Raw genomic sequence first — 15,194 nt, forward strand, 5'->3', positions numbered from 1 at the left:
CGGACCGCGACATCTTCGGCGCGCGCACACAGGAGATGGGTGCCGCCGGGGACGGCTCCGGCGTGCCGGCCGGAGAATTGGACGACGAGATCCGCTCGGCGCTGGAAAGGGTCAGTGCGGAGGAAGCGGTGTGGTTCGTCGCCGAGGAGGGATCCGAGAAGGTCGGGATGGTGTTCGGCGAGCTGGTCCGTGGCGAGGTCGACGTGCGCATCTGGATCCATCCCGAGCACCGAAAGCGGGGATACGGCACCGCGGCCCTGCGCAAGTCGCGCTCGGAGATGGCGTGGTGCTTCCCGGCGGTGCCGTTGGTCGTCCGCACGCCGCCGGCCCAGCCGGCTCAGTGAGCGCCCGCTCCTAGGTGCGGGTCGCGGTGAGGCTGATGATGTTGCGGAGCTGGGATTGTTCGTCGTCGGGGAAGGCGCGGCCGTAGTCGGCGAAGAATTCCCGACGCGGCCGAGTGGCCACCTGCCAGCCCCGTTCGGCCAGGTACTCGACAACGTTGCTGCGTTCGCCGTCGAAGAACAACTCCGAGAGGTCGATGTCGCAGCCCAGATTCGCCCACCGCCGGTTGAATTCCCGCGCCCGCTCGGTCATCGTCGGGCCGGAATCGGCCCCGTGGTATTCGGTGGCCAGCTTGCTGCCCGGCGCGCTCAGCTCGGTGATGTTGTCGAACAGACGGTCCTGCGCGTCCGGCGGAAGGTACATCAGCAGGCCCTCGGCGCTCCAGGATGTCGGCTGCGACGGGTCAAACCCGCTGCGGCGCAAGGCGGCCGGCCAATCCTCTCGAAGGTCGATGGCAACGGTTCGCCGGTCGGCGGCCGGGGCGGCACCCAGGTTGGACATGGCGGCGGTCTTGAACTCGATGACCTTGGGCTGGTCGACCTCGTACACCACACTGCCGGGCGGCCACGCGAGCCGGTAGGCGCGAACGTCGAGGCCGGCGGCCAGGATCACCGATTGACGGACGCCGTCGCGGGCGGCGTTGAGGAAGAAATCGTCGAAGAACCGGGTGCGCACGGCGATCGAATCGGTCTCCAGCCGCAAGTCCCGTTCGGGCTGTTGGCCCTCCGCCGGGGCCACGTCCCCGTCCACCAGGCGGATGAAGAAGTCGAGACCGACCGCGCGCACCAGTGGCGCCGCGAACGGGTCGTCGATGATGGCATCGGTTTCGGCGCTGGCCAGCGCGCGGGCCGCGGCGACCATCGTGGCCGTGGCGCCGACGCTCGAGGCCAGGTCCCAGGTGTCTTTCTCGGTTCGCGTCATGCTGCCCCCCACCTACTCAGCCGGCATAGGCTTTAATTAGCCAAGGCAATAACCCACCCGAACTCTACGCTTTGCGCCCGTAGATGGCCCTTTGCCGGATCCGCCCGGACCAGCTGTTAGTCTCGTACACGATTTAACGCGCTGTAGATAGGGCGGCCGTACGTCCTGGCCTGCGGGTATTGGGCGCGTGACTCAGGACGCAGGAGGAAGAGTTGCTTTCGGCTTTCATCTCATCGCTGCGGACAGTCGACCTGAGACGGAAGATCCTCTTCACGCTTGGAATCGTCGTCCTCTATCGGGTCGGCGCCGCTTTGCCGTCGCCGGGTGTGAATTACCCGAACGTGCAGCAGTGCATCAAGGAGGCCAGCGGCGGCGAGGCCGGACAGATTTACTCCTTGATCAACCTGTTCTCCGGCGGCGCCTTGTTGAAGCTCACGGTGTTCGCGGTCGGCGTGATGCCCTATATCACCGCCAGCATCATCGTGCAGCTGCTGACCGTGGTCATCCCGCGCTTCGAGGAGCTGCGTAAAGAGGGGCAAGCCGGCCAAGCGAAAATGACCCAGTACACCCGCTACCTGGCGATCGCGCTGGCCATTCTGCAGGCCACCAGCATCGTGGCGCTGGCGGCCAACGGTGGGCTGTTGCAGGGCTGTTCGCTGGACATCATCGCCAACCAGAGCATCTTCACCCTGGTCGTCATCGTGATGGTGATGACGGCCGGTGCGGCGCTTGTGATGTGGATGGGCGAGCTGATCACCGAACGGGGCATCGGCAACGGCATGTCGTTGCTGATCTTCGTCGGCATCGCGGCGCGCATCCCGGCCGAGGGCAAGTCCATCCTGGACAGCCGCGGCGGGGTCATCTTCGCCGCCGTGTGCGCCGCCGCGCTGATCATCATCGTCGGCGTGGTGTTCGTCGAGCAGGGCCAGCGCCGCATTCCGGTGCAATACGCCAAGCGCATGGTGGGCCGGCGGATGTACGGCGGAACCTCGACCTATCTGCCGCTCAAGGTCAACCAGGCGGGCGTCATCCCGGTCATCTTCGCGTCCTCGCTGATCTACATTCCGCACCTGATCACCCAGCTGGTCCGAAGCGGCACCGGCGGCGTGGGGAACAGCTGGTGGGACAAATTCGTCGGCACCTACCTGTCGGACCCGAGCGATCCGGTCTATATCGCGATCTACTTCGGCCTGATCATCTTCTTCACGTATTTCTATGTGTCGGTCACTTTCAACCCCGACGAGCGGGCCGACGAGATGAAGAAGTTCGGCGGCTTCATTCCGGGAATCAGGCCGGGGAAGCCCACCGCTGACTACCTGCGTTATGTGCTGAACAGGATCACTTTGCCGGGCTCCATTTATCTCGGTGTGATCGCGGTGCTGCCCAATATGTTCCTGCAGATCGGCAACGGCGGAGGCGTCCAAAACTTGCCGTTCGGCGGAACGGCGGTTTTGATCATGATTGGCGTCGGTTTGGATACGGTCAAACAAATCGAGAGTCAGCTCATGCAGCGCAACTACGAAGGGTTCCTCAAGTGAGAGTCGTTTTGCTGGGAGCGCCCGGAGCAGGAAAGGGCACGCAGGCCGAGAAGCTGGCCGAGAAGCTCGGGATTCCGCACATCTCCACGGGCGACCTGTTTCGGCAGAACATCGGTGACGGGACCGAACTCGGCATGGAGGCCAAGCGCTACCTGGACGCCGGTGACCTGGTCCCCTCGGAGCTGACGAACCGCCTGGTCGACGACCGGCTGGACCATGCCGACGCGGCGAACGGCTTCGTCCTGGATGGATACCCGCGCTCGGTCGAGCAGGCCCAGGCGCTGCACGACATGCTCGAACGCCGAGCACTGCAGCTCGACGCGGTGGTGGAGTTCCGGGTATCGCAGGACGAGTTGCTGCAACGGCTCAAGGGGCGTGGTCGCGCCGATGACACCGACGATGTCATCCTCAACCGCATGAAGGTCTACCGCGACGAGACCGCGCCGCTGCTGGAGTACTACCGCGACGAACTGAAGACCGTCGACGCCGTCGGCACCGTCGACGAGGTCTTCGCCCGCGCGCTGCAGGCGCTCGGCAAATGACGATTCAGGGCAAGTAACCATGAGCGCGCTAGCGCGGCTGCGTAGTCGCAGGGTCGTGCCGCAGCGCAGCCCGGGCGAGGTCGATGCGATGGCCGCGGCCGGCGCTGTGGTCGCCGAGGCCCTGCGGGCCGTCCATGCGGCAGCGGTCACCGGGACGTCGACCCTGAGCCTCGACCAAATCGCCGAGTCCGTGATCCGCGAGGCCGGCGCCGTACCGTCGTTCCTGGGCTACCACGGCTACCCGGCATCGATCTGCTCATCGGTCAACGACCGGGTGGTCCACGGCATCCCGTCCGCCGCCGAGATACTGGCGCCCGGTGATTTGGTGTCCATCGACTGCGGCGCGGTGCTCGACGGTTGGCACGGCGATGCGGCGATCACGTTCGGGGTCGGCACGCTGGATCCCGACGACGACGCGCTGTGCCAGGCCACCCGGGAATCGCTCGAAGCCGGCATCGCGGCGATGGTCGCCGGCAACCGGTTGACCGACGTGGCCCACGCCATCGAGCTGGGCACCAAGGCCGCCGAGACCCGGTACGGACGCGCGTTCGGGATCGTCGAGGGCTACGGGGGCCACGGCATCGGCCGGCACATGCACATGGACCCGTTCCTGCCCAACGAGGGCTCGCCCGGGCGGGGCCCCCTGCTGGCCCCCGGCTCGGTGCTCGCCATCGAACCGATGCTGACGCTGGGAACCGGCAAAACCGTGGTGCTCGACGACCAGTGGACGGTGACCACCGCCGACGGGTCGCGCGCGGCGCATTGGGAACACACCGTCGCGGTGACCGATGCCGGCCCGCGGATCCTCACGGTCGCTTGAACTAAACGCCCACTCCACTCGTGTCAGCTGGCAGGAGGTGATCGAGTGGCTCGTGTGGCCGGCAGTCGGGGCGCGTCCGGGGCTGCCGAAGCCGTTCTGATGAAGGCGCTCTATGACGAGCACGCCGTGGTTCTGTGGCGGTACGCGCTTCGCTTGACGGGAGACGCGAGCCAGGCGGAGGACGTCGTCCAAGAGACGCTGCTGCGCGCATGGCAGCATCCGGAGGTCATCGGCGACACCGAGCGATCCGCGCGGGCGTGGTTGTTCACGGTCGCGCGCAACATGATCATCGACGACCGGCGCAGCGCAAGATACCGCAACGTCGTCGGCTCCCTGGACCAGGAGGGCGCGCCCGAGCAGTCGACGCCGGACGAGGTGAACGCGGCGCTGGACCGGCTACTGATCGCCGATGCGATGGCACAGCTGTCCATCGAGCATCGGGCCGTCATCGAACGGTCGTACTACCGAGGGTGGACCACCGCGCAGATCGCGGCCGACCTCGGCATCGCGGAAGGCACAGTGAAGTCGCGATTACACTATGCCGTGCGGGCATTGCGGCTCACTCTGCAGGAACTTGGGGTTACCCGATGACAGCGCGCCGGGTTTACAGGGGTTTTTCGGAGGTTTTCAGGGACCCATCCGGCCGGGCATCGGCTCCGAATGCTTGGAGGGTGACAGGAGATGGATGACATGAGGACGCCGCTAGGGGGTATCGGTCCTCCCTTTGACAACGAGGTATTCGACCTGACTACGGGCGACAATCACCGCTACGCGACGTGGGATGCCGCATACGTGCTGGGGTCGCTTTCGGCCTCCGACCGCCGCGAATTCGAGACGCACATGGCCGGCTGCCCGGCATGCCGGGAGGCCGTCGCCGACCTGAGTGGCGTGCCGGCCCTGCTTTCGCAGCTCGACCGCGCGGAAGTGGCCGCGATGGATGGTCGCGGCGACGAGTCTTTCTCCGAGACACCTGCGTTGTCGCCGGAGCTATTGCCGTCCCTGTTGGCGACGGTGCGCTGGCGCCGGCGCCGCACGCGGGTCGCTACGTGGGTGGCTTCGTCCGCCGCGGCGGCGGTGCTGGGAATCGGCGTGCTCGTCGGCGTTCAGGGGTATTCCGCGACACACGCGCAGCAGGTGACCGCGTCCGCGCAGCCGATGGCGCAGGTGGGTACCGCAATGCTGACCTCGACCGTGCAGGTCGTCGGCCAGCACTGGGGGACGTCGATCAATCTGAAGTGTTTCTGTCTGGCTCCGCTCAATGCCCACCATGACACCTTGGCGATGGTCGTGGTGGGTCGTGACGGCAGCCAAACCCGGCTGGCAACGTGGGTGGCCGAACCCGGTCACACCGCAACGCCCGCGGGCAGCATCTCCACGCCGGTCGACCAGATCGCCGCGGTGCAAGTGGTTTCGGCTGATAACGGGCAGGTTCTGCTGCAGCGATCGCTGTAAAGCCCGGTCGGCGGTGAACTGAACGTACCCGCGCGTCGTGTTACCGACATGCCGAGGAAGCACCGCGTGGTCGACCACATCGTTGAGCGCCTGGCGTCGGTGGGTGTCGACCACATCTTCGGTGTGGACGGTGCGAACATCGAGGATCTGTACGACGCCGTGCACTTCCGGCCCGAGATCACCGCGGTATTGGCAAAGCACGAGTTCTCCGCCGCCGCCATGGCCGACGGGTACAGCCGCAGTGGCGCCGGGCGGGGACCGCAATCGGGGCCGGGATTGGGAGTCGTGGCGGCGACCTCGGGCGGCGGTGCACTGAATCTCGTAGCGGCCCTTGGCGAGTCGCTGACAAGCCGGGTCCCGGTCGTGGCCCTGGTCGGCCAGCCGAGCACGACCATGGACGGCCGGGGGAGCTTCCAGGACACCAGCGGCAACAACGGGTCACTGGATGCGCAGGCGGTGTTTTCCGCCGTATCGGTGTCCTGCGAGCGGGTGCTGACGCCGGCGGGCATCGTACCCGCGCTGTCGAAGGCCATCGCCGCGGCGCGTACCGGCGGTCCCGCAGTGTTGTTGCTACCCAAGGACATTCAGCAGGGATACCTGGACTGTGCCCGCAACGGCTCGCACAATGGGTACGCCACGCTGGATCTGCGTCCGATCGGCAACCCGGAGCCGATCGTGGGAACGCTGCGCGAGGCGAACGGCCCCGTGACCATCATCGTCGGCGAGCAGGTGGCCCGCGACAACGCCCGCGCCGAGCTCGAAGCGCTGCGTGCCGTGTTGCGGGCGCGGGTTGCCACGGTGCCGGACGCGAAGGACGTCGCCGGGACACCGGGTTTCGGATCGTCGTCCGCGCTCGGCGTGACCGGCGTCATGGGCCACCCTGGGGTGGCCGAAGCGCTGGCGGCCAGCGCCGTCTGCCTGGTGATCGGCACCCGGCTGTCGGTGACCGCCCGCACCGGTCTCGACGACGCCCTGGCGGCGGTGCGGACCGTGTCGATCGGGTCGGCGCCGCCCTACGTTCCATGCACCCACGTGCACACCGACGACCTGCGCGGCTCCCTGCGCATGCTGACTCAGGCGCTGTCGGGCTCGGGACGACCCACGGGGGTGCGGGTGCCCGACATGGTGCCGCGCACGGAACTGACGCCGCCGCCGTGTGAAGGGCCCGGTGTGCGGTATCGCGATGCGATGGCCGTCCTTGACGGTTGCCTCCCCGACGGGGCGGACATCGTGGTCGACGCCGGCAACAGCGGCGCGGCGGCGATCCACTACCTCCCGGCGCGGCGCAACGGCAGATTCGCCGTCGCGCTCGGCATGGGCGGCATGGGCTACAGCTTCGGCGCCGGCATCGGAATGGCGTTCGGTCGCGCGAGCAGCGGGCGCCCCGGCGGCCGAACCGTCGTGATCGCCGGGGACGGCGCGTTTTTCATGCACGGAATGGAGGTGCATACCGCGGTGCAATACCAGCTCCCGGTGACGTTCGTGTTGTTCAACAACAACGCCCACGCCATGTGCGTGACCCGCGAGCAACTGTTCTACGACGACCTCTACAGCTACAACCGCTTCCGCCCCAGCCGGCTGGGCGCCGGCCTGGCGGCCATGTTCCCGGGGCTGGCGTCCGTCGACGTCACCGACCTCGACGGCCTCGGCGCCGCCATGCGCGCGGCCCTCGCGATCGACGGTCCCGCCGTGGTCAGCGTCGAGTGCGCGGCCGACGAAATACCGCCATTCGCAGCCTTTTTGACGAAATCCGCGTCGACCCAAACCGCAAAGGAGAACCGCACCCATGTCGCTGCCAGCGCTTGAGGATATTCCCACGCCGCTCGAAGGCGTGACCCGTATCGAAACCAGTCCCCGGGAGAAGGCCACCCCGATCATCATGGAGATGATGCGGTCGGTATACCCGCACGACCAGGTCTTCGGTGAATACTGCACCGTCAACGATTTCATCGACTGCCCGCCCGACGAGCTGTACGAGTACATGGCAGACACGCGCAGCCTCGAGGAGTGGACGTACAGCCTGCGCGGCTTCACGCCCACCGACGAACCCGGCCTGTGGCTCGCCCACGACCGGCTCGGTTCGGAAACCAAGATCTACACCCGGACCATCACCAACGACGCCGCCCGCACCGTCGACTATCACTGCGCGTGGGACCAGGGCAAGCACCTGTGGATGATCTATCTGATGCGCGTCGTCGACGCACAAGAGGTGCTCGACAAGCCGGGTTCGGTTGTGCTGTGGACGAATTGCCATCACCCCTTCTACGACAACAATCCGTATCCGGAGACGGCGCCGCCGGAGCGGCCGGTGTGGGTCGGTGACTTCTGGGACATGTTCGGCGCCGGCCATCTGTTGGAACTCAAGAACCTCAAGGCAATCGCCGAGTACCGCCACCGCAACGGCCTGCCGGTGACCCCTTCATGGATGCTGGAAGGGCGGTGAGCCTGTCGTGAGCAAGCCGAGCGTGAGCAAGCCGAGTGTCAGCCTGATCGATGTCTCCACCTATCTGCCCGGCGAGCCGATCGGCGCGGACTACTACGCGCAATTCGCCGAATCCGACGAACTGCGCGACAACCTGATGTTCCGGGCCCCCAAGTTCCGCCATCACGTCGCACCCGACGAGAGTTCCATCGACATGATCGAGCGCGCGGCGCAGGGCCTGATCGAACGCCACGGCCACGACGCCATTGAGGGCGCCGACGTGCTGATCACCCACACCCAGGTGCCCGACATGGCGTTTTACGGGCAGGGCGGCGGCATCGCGCACCGGTTGGGCATGCGGCCCTCGTGGGTGCTCGACCTCAACAACGGCGGCTGTGCGGCATTCGTGTTGGCGCTCAACGTGGCTCGCACACTGCTGTCGTCGGGGCAGGGTCGGACCGCGCTGATCGCGATCGCCCAGAACGCCGCCGGCCAGTTCTTCGACCAACCGACGATTCGCCGCAAGGCGCAGTCGGCGGTGCCGGGCGACGGCGCGGCGGTGGGTCTGGTGAGGGTGGGCGACGAGTCACCCATTCTCGGGGTCGAGTGCCGCACCTACGGCGAATACGCCGGCGAAATGACGCTCTCCTTCGACCCGCCCCGAAAATGGTGGCAGGCCGGACCGGGTGAGGGCAGCATCGGCTTCACCGAAAGCAAGATCACCAAGGTGCTGGCTCGCGGCAACCGGCAGGTCCCCGAGGTGGCGCTGGCAGTCTGCGACCGAATCGGCCTGCCCGCCAAAGAGATCGACTTGCTGGTCACCAACCAGCCCAACCGGGCGTTCCTGCGCAACTGGCGGGAGGCGCTGGAGTTGCCCCCCGAACGCCACCGGGACACCTTCGACATCTGCGGCAACCTGTTCGGCGCCGGGATTCCGGTCAACTTCGACCACGCGATATCCGACGGTCAGGTCAAGACCGGCGACGTCGTCATGATGGCGGCCTTCGCGCACGCCGGCGACTTCGCCGGCGCCGCGGCGGTGCGCTGGGGCGGGCGCGGCTGATGGAACCCGTCCCCGGCCTCTTCAGGGCCGACATCGACGATGCGTTCCCCAATGCGGTCGATCCGCTCGCGTTGTCCCTCAACGAGAATCCGTTTCCGCCGCTGCCGGCGGTGCGCTCGGCACTCGTCCGTTCCATCTGTGCGGCCAACCGCTATCCGCAATTCCTGCCCGAGCGGCTGCGCGGCGTGATCGCCGACCACATAGGGTTGGCCGGCGACCAGGTTGTCCTGGGTGGCGGCGCGACGGGTGTGGTGTTGCAGGCCCTGCATGCGCTGACCAGTCCGGGTGACACGATGGCCTTCTCGTCGCCGACCTTCGACGGCTATCCGATTGTCGCGCAGATGGCCCGGCTGACCGCGTTGACCGTCCCACTTGACGCGCACGGCCACAACGACCTCGACGGCCTGGCCGAGGCCGCCGCGGCCGCCCGGGTGGTGGTGGTGTGCCGGCCGCACAACCCGACGGGCACGATGGAGCCCGCGGCCGAGATATCGCGGTTTCTGCACCGGGTTCCGCGTGACACCGTCGTGCTGCTCGACGAGGCGTATATCGAATTCGCCGCGCCCGAGCACCGCATGGACGTTTCGGCGCTGGTTGCGCGTTTTCCCAACGTCATGGTGGTGCGCACCTTCTCCAAGGCGTACGGACTGGCCGGGCTGCGGATCGGTTACGCGCTGGCATCCGCTGAGCTCGCGCGCAGGCTGTGGTCCCAGCAGCTGCCGTTCGGCGTCGCGATCACCAGTCTGCTCGCCGTCGCGGCCTCGTACCAGGCCGAAGACCAACTGCTGCAACGCATTCAGGCGATCAACGCCGAGCGTCGCTATCTTCGGATGCGACTGAGCGCGCTGGGTACATACACCACCGATTCCCACGCGAACTTCCTGTACCTGCCTCCGCAACCGGGCGGCCGGGGTCGGCCGTGGCATGAGGTGTTCGCCGCAACCGGGCTGCGCGTCCGCTGCTACGCCGATGGCGGCGCCCGCATCACCGTCGGAAACCGCGCGTCGACCCTGGCGGTGCTGTCTGCGATAGGAAAGTCCCCGTCCGGGCCGCGGATGCGGTAAGAAAAGGCGTGGGCGCAGGACGACCTCAGAAGCGCGATCCGATCGCCGCCGCACGGGCCAACTGGGAGCGCGCGGGATGGGGTGACGTGTCGCAGGGCATGGTCGCCGTGACCTCGGTGATGCGGGCCCACCAAATCCTGCTGGCCCGCGTCGAGACGGCGTTGCGCCCGTATGACCTGAGTTTCTCCCGCTTCGAATTGCTGCGGCTGCTCGCGTTCAGCCGGACCGGAGCGCTGCCGATAACCAAGGCGTCCGATCGGTTGCAGGTTCACGTCACCAGCGTCACCCACGCCATCCGCCGCCTGGAGGCCGACGGGCTGGTGCAACGCCTGGCCCATCCGACCGACGGGCGCACGACGCTGGTGCAGATCACCGACCTCGGGCGTGCCACGGTCGAGCACGCCACCGTCACGCTCAACGAGCAGGTGTTCGCCGACATCGGAATGGACGCCGGCGAATCGGAGGCCTTGGTGTCGTCCATCGAAACGTTGCGGCGCAATGCGGGTGACTTCTCGGATTGAACGAGGAATTCGAACGGAAGGAACGAAAGTGGATCCCTTAGTTGCTCACCAGCGGGCGCAGGATGCGTTCGCCGGTGTTCTCGCCAACGTGCGCCCGGAGCAGTTCGGTGATCCGACGCCTTGTTCGGAGTGGACGATTCACGACCTGATCGAGCATGTCATCGGCGGCAATGAGCGCGTCGTCATGTGGTCGGGCAGCAGCGACGAACCACCGCCTCGGCCCGACGACATCTGTGCGGCCCACCGCGCCTCAGCCGCCGCGGCTCAAGAGGTCTTCGCAAGGCCGGATGGGATGTCCATAACGTTCACACTGCCGTTCGGGGAGATTCCCGGTCAGATGTTCATCGGCATGCGCACCAGCGACGTGCTCACCCACGCATGGGATCTCGCGGTCGCCACCGGTCAGTCCACGAATCTCGATCCCGAATTGGCGGCCGAGCAACTGGGCGCGGTGCGCGCGTTTGTCGGACCCCAGTTTCGGGGGTCGGGCCGGCCCTTCGGCGACGAACTGCCGTGCTCATCCGAACGTCCCCCGGCCGATCAGCTGGCCGCGTTTCTCGGGCGAAAGGTGCCGTGACCCGGGGTCGCCACCTCTCTGGAGGACGCCTGGGAATTAGCCTGAGCTGCGCAGCATCTCGATGATCGCGCTGAAATCCATGTCGGCGTGCGAGGCGTCCGACGCTATGAACTCAGCGTAGATCTCGGCGGCGTGGCTGCCCAGCGGCGCCGACGAGCCCGTCGACGCCACCGCATCCATCGCCAGCCCGAGATCCTTGTTCATCAGCGCGGTGGCGAAGCCCGGCTTGAAGTCGTTGTTGGCCGGCGACGTCGGCACGGGACCGGGCACGGGGCAGTTGGTGTGCACCGCCCAGCAATTGCCCGTCGCGCCGGTGATGACGTCGAACAGGGACTGCGCCGAGAGCCCCAGCTTCTCGGCCAGGACGAACGCCTCGCCGACCACGATCTGCTGCACGGCCAGCACCATGTTGTTGCACACCTTGGCGGCCTGGCCGGCCCCCGCCGCGCCGCAGTGAATGATCTTGCCCGCCATCGGTTCCAGTACCGGCCGCGCGCGCTGCAGGGCCGACTCGTCGCCGCCCACCATGAAGGCCAGCGTGCCGGCAACTGCGCCCTTGACCCCGCCCGAGACCGGCGCGTCCAGCTGCGAAACGCCATGCGACTCCGCCAGCTCATGCACCTCGCGGGCGTCGTTGACCGAGATCGTGGAGCTGTCGATGAATAATGCGCCCTCACACGCGGCGGGCAGAACATCTGCATAGCAACGTTTTACGATGTCGCCGTTGGGCAGCATGGTGATGACGACATCGGCCTCGGCGACCGCGCCGGCCGCGCTGTCGGAAACCGTGACACCGCCGGCGGCCGCCGCGGCCGACGCCGCGGGCACGGGGTCGAACCCGTTCACGGCGTGGCCGGCTGCAACCAGATTCGCCGACATCGGCGCGCCCATGTTGCCCAACCCGAGGAAAGCGATGGAAAGCCCCGTCATGGCTGCCCTTCTACGCGCTCGCTTGAGCGGCCCGAAACCGCGCGGCCTGGGCCCTGCCAATCACCACCCGCATGATCTCGTTGGCCCCTTCCAGGATTCGATGCACCCTCAGATCGCGGACGATCTTTTCCAGACCATACTCGCGTAGGTAGCCGTAGCCGCCGTGCAGCTGCAGGGCTTTGTCCGCCACTTCGAAGCAGGTGTCGGTGACATAGCGTTTGGCCATCGCGCACAGCTCGACCTTGTCGGGATCGTCGGCGTCCAACGCAGCGGCGGCCCGCCACAACATCATTCGCGACGTCTCGAGGCCGGTCGCCATGTCGGCCAGGGCAAATCGGACGGTCGGCTCGTCGAGCAGGGGAGAGCCGAACGCCTGCCGCTCGCGCACGTAAGCGCCCGCCTTGTCGTAAGCGGCCTGTGCGCCGCCCAGTGAGCACGCCGCGATGTTGAGCCGGCCGCCGTTGAGGCCGTTCATCGCGATGCTGAAGCCCGTACCCTCGCCGTCCGCACCACCCAACATCGCGTCGGCCGGCACCCGCACCCCTTCCAGGATCACCTGCGCGGTGGGTTGCGCGTGCCAGCCCATCTTCTCCTCGGGCGCACCGAAACTGAGCCCTGCGGTGCCCTTTTCGACGACGAAGGCGGATATGCCGCGTGGCCCGGGATTTTCCGGGCCGCCCGTTCTCGCCATCACCACGTAGACGTCCGAGGCCCCGGCACCGGAGATGAACTGTTTGACACCGTCGAGCACATAGTCGGTGCCCTGCTTGACGGCCCGGGCGCTCAGGGAGGCGGCGTCGGACCCGGCGCCGGGCTCGGTGAGGCAATAGCTGGCGATGACATCCATCGACGCCAACCGGGGCACCAGGACCTTGCGCTGCTCGACGGTGCCGAACGTGTCGATCATCCACGCGCACATGTTGTGGATGGACAGGAATGCGGCGGTCGTCGGGTCGGCCATGGCCAACTGCTCGAAGATGCGAACCCCGTCGAGTCGACGCAGACCGCTGCCCCCCACGTCGTCGCGACAGTAGATCGCGGCCATGCCGAGTTCCGCCGCCTCGCGCAGGACGTCCGTCGGAAAGTGCTTGGTGGCATCCCATTCCAGGGCGTGCGGGGCGAGACGTTTGGCGGCGAACGCGGCCGCCGTCTCGATGATGACCCGCTCGTCGCCGTTGAGGGTAAACATGAGGCTCTAATCCATTGTCGGGATGACGAATTCGGCACCGTCCTTGATGCCGGACGGCCACCGCGACGTGACGGTCTTGACCTTGGTGTAGAACTGGATCGAGGCCGGGCCGTGCTGGTTGAGATCGCCGAAGCCGGAGCGCTTCCAGCCGCCGAATGTGTGGTAGGCCACGGGGACGGGGATCGGCACGTTGACACCCACCATGCCGACCTGCACCCGGGACACGAAATCGCGGGCGGCATCGCCGTCGCGGGTGAAGATCGCCACCCCGTTGCCGTACTCGTGCTGAGAAGGCAACGCCACTGCTTCGTCGTAGTTCTTGGCCCTTACCATGCACAACACCGGCCCGAAGATTTCGTCGGTGTAGATCGACATGTCGGGGGTAACGTGGTCGAAAAGCGTTGGGCCGATGAAGAACCCGCCTTCCAGGCTGGCGTCACCGTAGGCGAGCTCGTCGCTGGTACGCTCGCGGCCGTCGATCACCAATTCGGCGCCCGCCTCCACGCCCTGACCGATGTAGTCGCGCACCCGCGCCACCGCCGCCTCGGTGACCAGTGGTCCGTAGTCGGCCTTGGGGTCCAGGCTGTGCCCGACGCGCAGGTTGTTGATCCGTTCAACCAGCCGGCCGCGCAACCGCTCCGCGGTCTGCTCGCCGACGGGCACCGCCACGCTGATCGCCATGCAGCGCTCGCCCGCGCTGCCGTACCCGGCACCGATGAGCGCGTCGACGGCCTGGTCGAGATCGGCGTCGGGCAGCACGACCATATGGTTCTTCGCGCCGCCGAAACATTGCGATCGCTTGCCGGTCGCCGCCGCCGTCGCGTAGATGTACTGGGCGATGTCGGAGCTGCCGACGAACCCGACCGCCTTGATGTCGGGGTGGTGCAGGATGGCGTCGACGGCTTCCTTGTCGCCGTGGACGACCTGGAACACCCCCGCCGGCAGGCCGGCCTCGATGAACAGCTCGGCCAATCGCACCGGAACCGACGGGTCCCGCTCGCTTGGCTTGAGCACGAAGGCATTACCGCATGCCAGCGCCGGGCCTGCCTTCCACAGCGGGATCATCGCCGGAAAGTTGAATGGGGTGATGCCGGCGACCACACCGAGGGGCTGACGCAAGGAGTAGACGTCGATACCCGGTCCCGCGCCCTCGCTGTACTCGCCCTTGAGCAGGTGGGGGATCCCGATGCAGAACTCGATCACCTCGATGCCGCGCTGGATGTCACCGCGCGCGTCGGCCAGCGTCTTGCCGTGCTCGAGGGACAGCAACTCGGCCAGTTCGTCGGTGCGGTCGTTGACCAGGTCGATGAACCGCATCATCACCCGGGCTCGGCGCTGTGGATTCCATGCGGCCCAATCCTTTTGGGCCTCGACGGCCGAAGCCACCGCGGCGTCGACGTCGGCCTTGCCGGCCATCGGGACCTTCGCCTGCACCTCGCCGGTGCTCGGGTTGAAGACGTCGGCGGTGCGGACCGACTGCCCGGCGGTGCGCTTGCCCTCGATGAAGTGCGGGATCTGAGTGGTCATGAGTACCCTTGGCTGAAGTTTCGTCGGATACTTGGATATCCTAGTAACCGCATCCGGCAGCGGCAAGGAGGTGCGGAACCACTCGCCCGATCCGGCGGTGGCCAGGCGGATCAACTCCGGGACGAACTGGAGGGACCGTCCGCTGCGAGCGATTCCTCTTTCCTCCGCCGGGAAGCTTCCAAGGCGCTTCGGCGGTGGTCAAGATAGTGAACGGGCAATCACGCTTCGCGACATCCATGCCACCGCTCGGCCGGAAGGTGCCAGTATGTATCGCCAGATCCTCGAC

The 15,194-nt window shown here is 67.0% G+C and carries 16 protein-coding genes; 12 read left to right on the forward strand and 4 right to left on the reverse strand.

All coding sequences use genetic code 11. The annotated features are described in order from the left end of the window. Positions 1 to 344: GNAT family N-acetyltransferase (locus tag JO059_RS08305; RefSeq protein WP_293315616.1), on the forward strand; the 344-nt coding region annotated here is incomplete at its 5' end. 10 nt (positions 345 to 354) lie between these two features. On the opposite strand, the gene JO059_RS08310 is transcribed toward JO059_RS08305, so the two are convergent. After that, on the reverse strand, positions 355 to 1,263 hold the full coding sequence (locus JO059_RS08310) for a class I SAM-dependent methyltransferase (protein ID WP_293315617.1): 909 nt from the start codon (positions 1,261 to 1,263) through the stop codon (positions 355 to 357). Positions 1,264 to 1,475: 212 nt separating this feature from the next. On the opposite strand from JO059_RS08310, the gene secY reads away from it, so the two are divergent. From secY to JO059_RS08365, 11 genes are all read left to right on the forward strand, one after another. Continuing rightward, complete coding sequence (secY, locus tag JO059_RS08315; protein ID WP_293315618.1) at positions 1,476 to 2,801, forward strand: preprotein translocase subunit SecY; 1,326 nt, start codon at positions 1,476 to 1,478, stop codon at positions 2,799 to 2,801. Then, positions 2,798 to 3,343, forward strand: coding sequence for an adenylate kinase (locus JO059_RS08320; RefSeq protein WP_293315619.1), 546 nt, complete (start codon positions 2,798 to 2,800; stop codon positions 3,341 to 3,343). The genes secY and JO059_RS08320 overlap by 4 nt, the downstream gene beginning before the upstream one ends. Before the next feature lie 19 nt (positions 3,344 to 3,362). After that, positions 3,363 to 4,163: a type I methionyl aminopeptidase gene (map, locus tag JO059_RS08325; RefSeq protein WP_293315620.1), complete on the forward strand. Its 801-nt coding sequence runs from the start codon at positions 3,363 to 3,365 to the stop codon at positions 4,161 to 4,163. A 45-nt stretch (positions 4,164 to 4,208) separates the two neighbouring features. Then, positions 4,209 to 4,754: a sigma-70 family RNA polymerase sigma factor gene (locus JO059_RS08330; RefSeq protein ID WP_293315621.1), complete on the forward strand. Its 546-nt coding sequence runs from the start codon at positions 4,209 to 4,211 to the stop codon at positions 4,752 to 4,754. A gap of 90 nt (positions 4,755 to 4,844) precedes the next feature. Further along, a complete protein-coding gene (locus JO059_RS08335; RefSeq protein ID WP_293315622.1) occupies positions 4,845 to 5,615 on the forward strand; it encodes a zf-HC2 domain-containing protein in 771 nt (256 codons plus the stop codon). 48 nt (positions 5,616 to 5,663) lie between these two features. Then, complete coding sequence (locus JO059_RS08340; protein ID WP_293315623.1) at positions 5,664 to 7,421, forward strand: thiamine pyrophosphate-binding protein; 1,758 nt, start codon at positions 5,664 to 5,666, stop codon at positions 7,419 to 7,421. Further along, complete coding sequence (locus JO059_RS08345; protein ID WP_293315624.1) at positions 7,402 to 8,058, forward strand: SRPBCC family protein; 657 nt, start codon at positions 7,402 to 7,404, stop codon at positions 8,056 to 8,058. Before JO059_RS08340 ends, JO059_RS08345 begins: the two co-directional genes overlap by 20 nt. A gap of 22 nt (positions 8,059 to 8,080) precedes the next feature. Further along, on the forward strand, positions 8,081 to 9,100 hold the full coding sequence (locus tag JO059_RS08350; RefSeq protein ID WP_293315625.1) for a ketoacyl-ACP synthase III family protein: 1,020 nt from the start codon (positions 8,081 to 8,083) through the stop codon (positions 9,098 to 9,100). Next, positions 9,100 to 10,164: an aminotransferase class I/II-fold pyridoxal phosphate-dependent enzyme gene (locus tag JO059_RS08355; protein WP_293315626.1), complete on the forward strand. Its 1,065-nt coding sequence runs from the start codon at positions 9,100 to 9,102 to the stop codon at positions 10,162 to 10,164. Before JO059_RS08350 ends, JO059_RS08355 begins: the two co-directional genes overlap by 1 nt. 8 nt (positions 10,165 to 10,172) lie before the next feature. Continuing rightward, complete coding sequence (locus JO059_RS08360; protein WP_293315627.1) at positions 10,173 to 10,685, forward strand: MarR family transcriptional regulator; 513 nt, start codon at positions 10,173 to 10,175, stop codon at positions 10,683 to 10,685. A gap of 28 nt (positions 10,686 to 10,713) precedes the next feature. Further along, on the forward strand, positions 10,714 to 11,262 hold the full coding sequence (locus JO059_RS08365) for a TIGR03086 family metal-binding protein (RefSeq protein ID WP_293315628.1): 549 nt from the start codon (positions 10,714 to 10,716) through the stop codon (positions 11,260 to 11,262). A gap of 36 nt (positions 11,263 to 11,298) precedes the next feature. On the opposite strand, the gene mmsB is transcribed toward JO059_RS08365, so the two are convergent. From mmsB to JO059_RS08380, 3 genes are read right to left on the reverse strand one after another with little or no spacing between them, the layout of a single operon-like run. Next, positions 11,299 to 12,192, reverse strand: coding sequence for a 3-hydroxyisobutyrate dehydrogenase (mmsB, locus tag JO059_RS08370; protein WP_293315629.1), 894 nt, complete (start codon positions 12,190 to 12,192; stop codon positions 11,299 to 11,301). Between the two features lie 10 nt (positions 12,193 to 12,202). Continuing rightward, on the reverse strand, positions 12,203 to 13,381 hold the full coding sequence (locus JO059_RS08375) for an acyl-CoA dehydrogenase family protein (protein WP_293315630.1): 1,179 nt from the start codon (positions 13,379 to 13,381) through the stop codon (positions 12,203 to 12,205). A gap of 6 nt (positions 13,382 to 13,387) precedes the next feature. After that, positions 13,388 to 14,908 carry a CoA-acylating methylmalonate-semialdehyde dehydrogenase gene (locus JO059_RS08380; RefSeq protein WP_293315631.1) on the reverse strand — a complete coding sequence of 507 codons (1,521 nt, stop codon included), beginning with the start codon at positions 14,906 to 14,908 and terminating at the stop codon, positions 13,388 to 13,390. Positions 14,909 to 15,194: the final 286 nt, after the last annotated feature.

This window comes from Mycobacterium sp., assembly GCF_019247615.1.
Lineage (GTDB): Bacteria > Actinomycetota > Actinomycetes > Mycobacteriales > Mycobacteriaceae > Mycobacterium.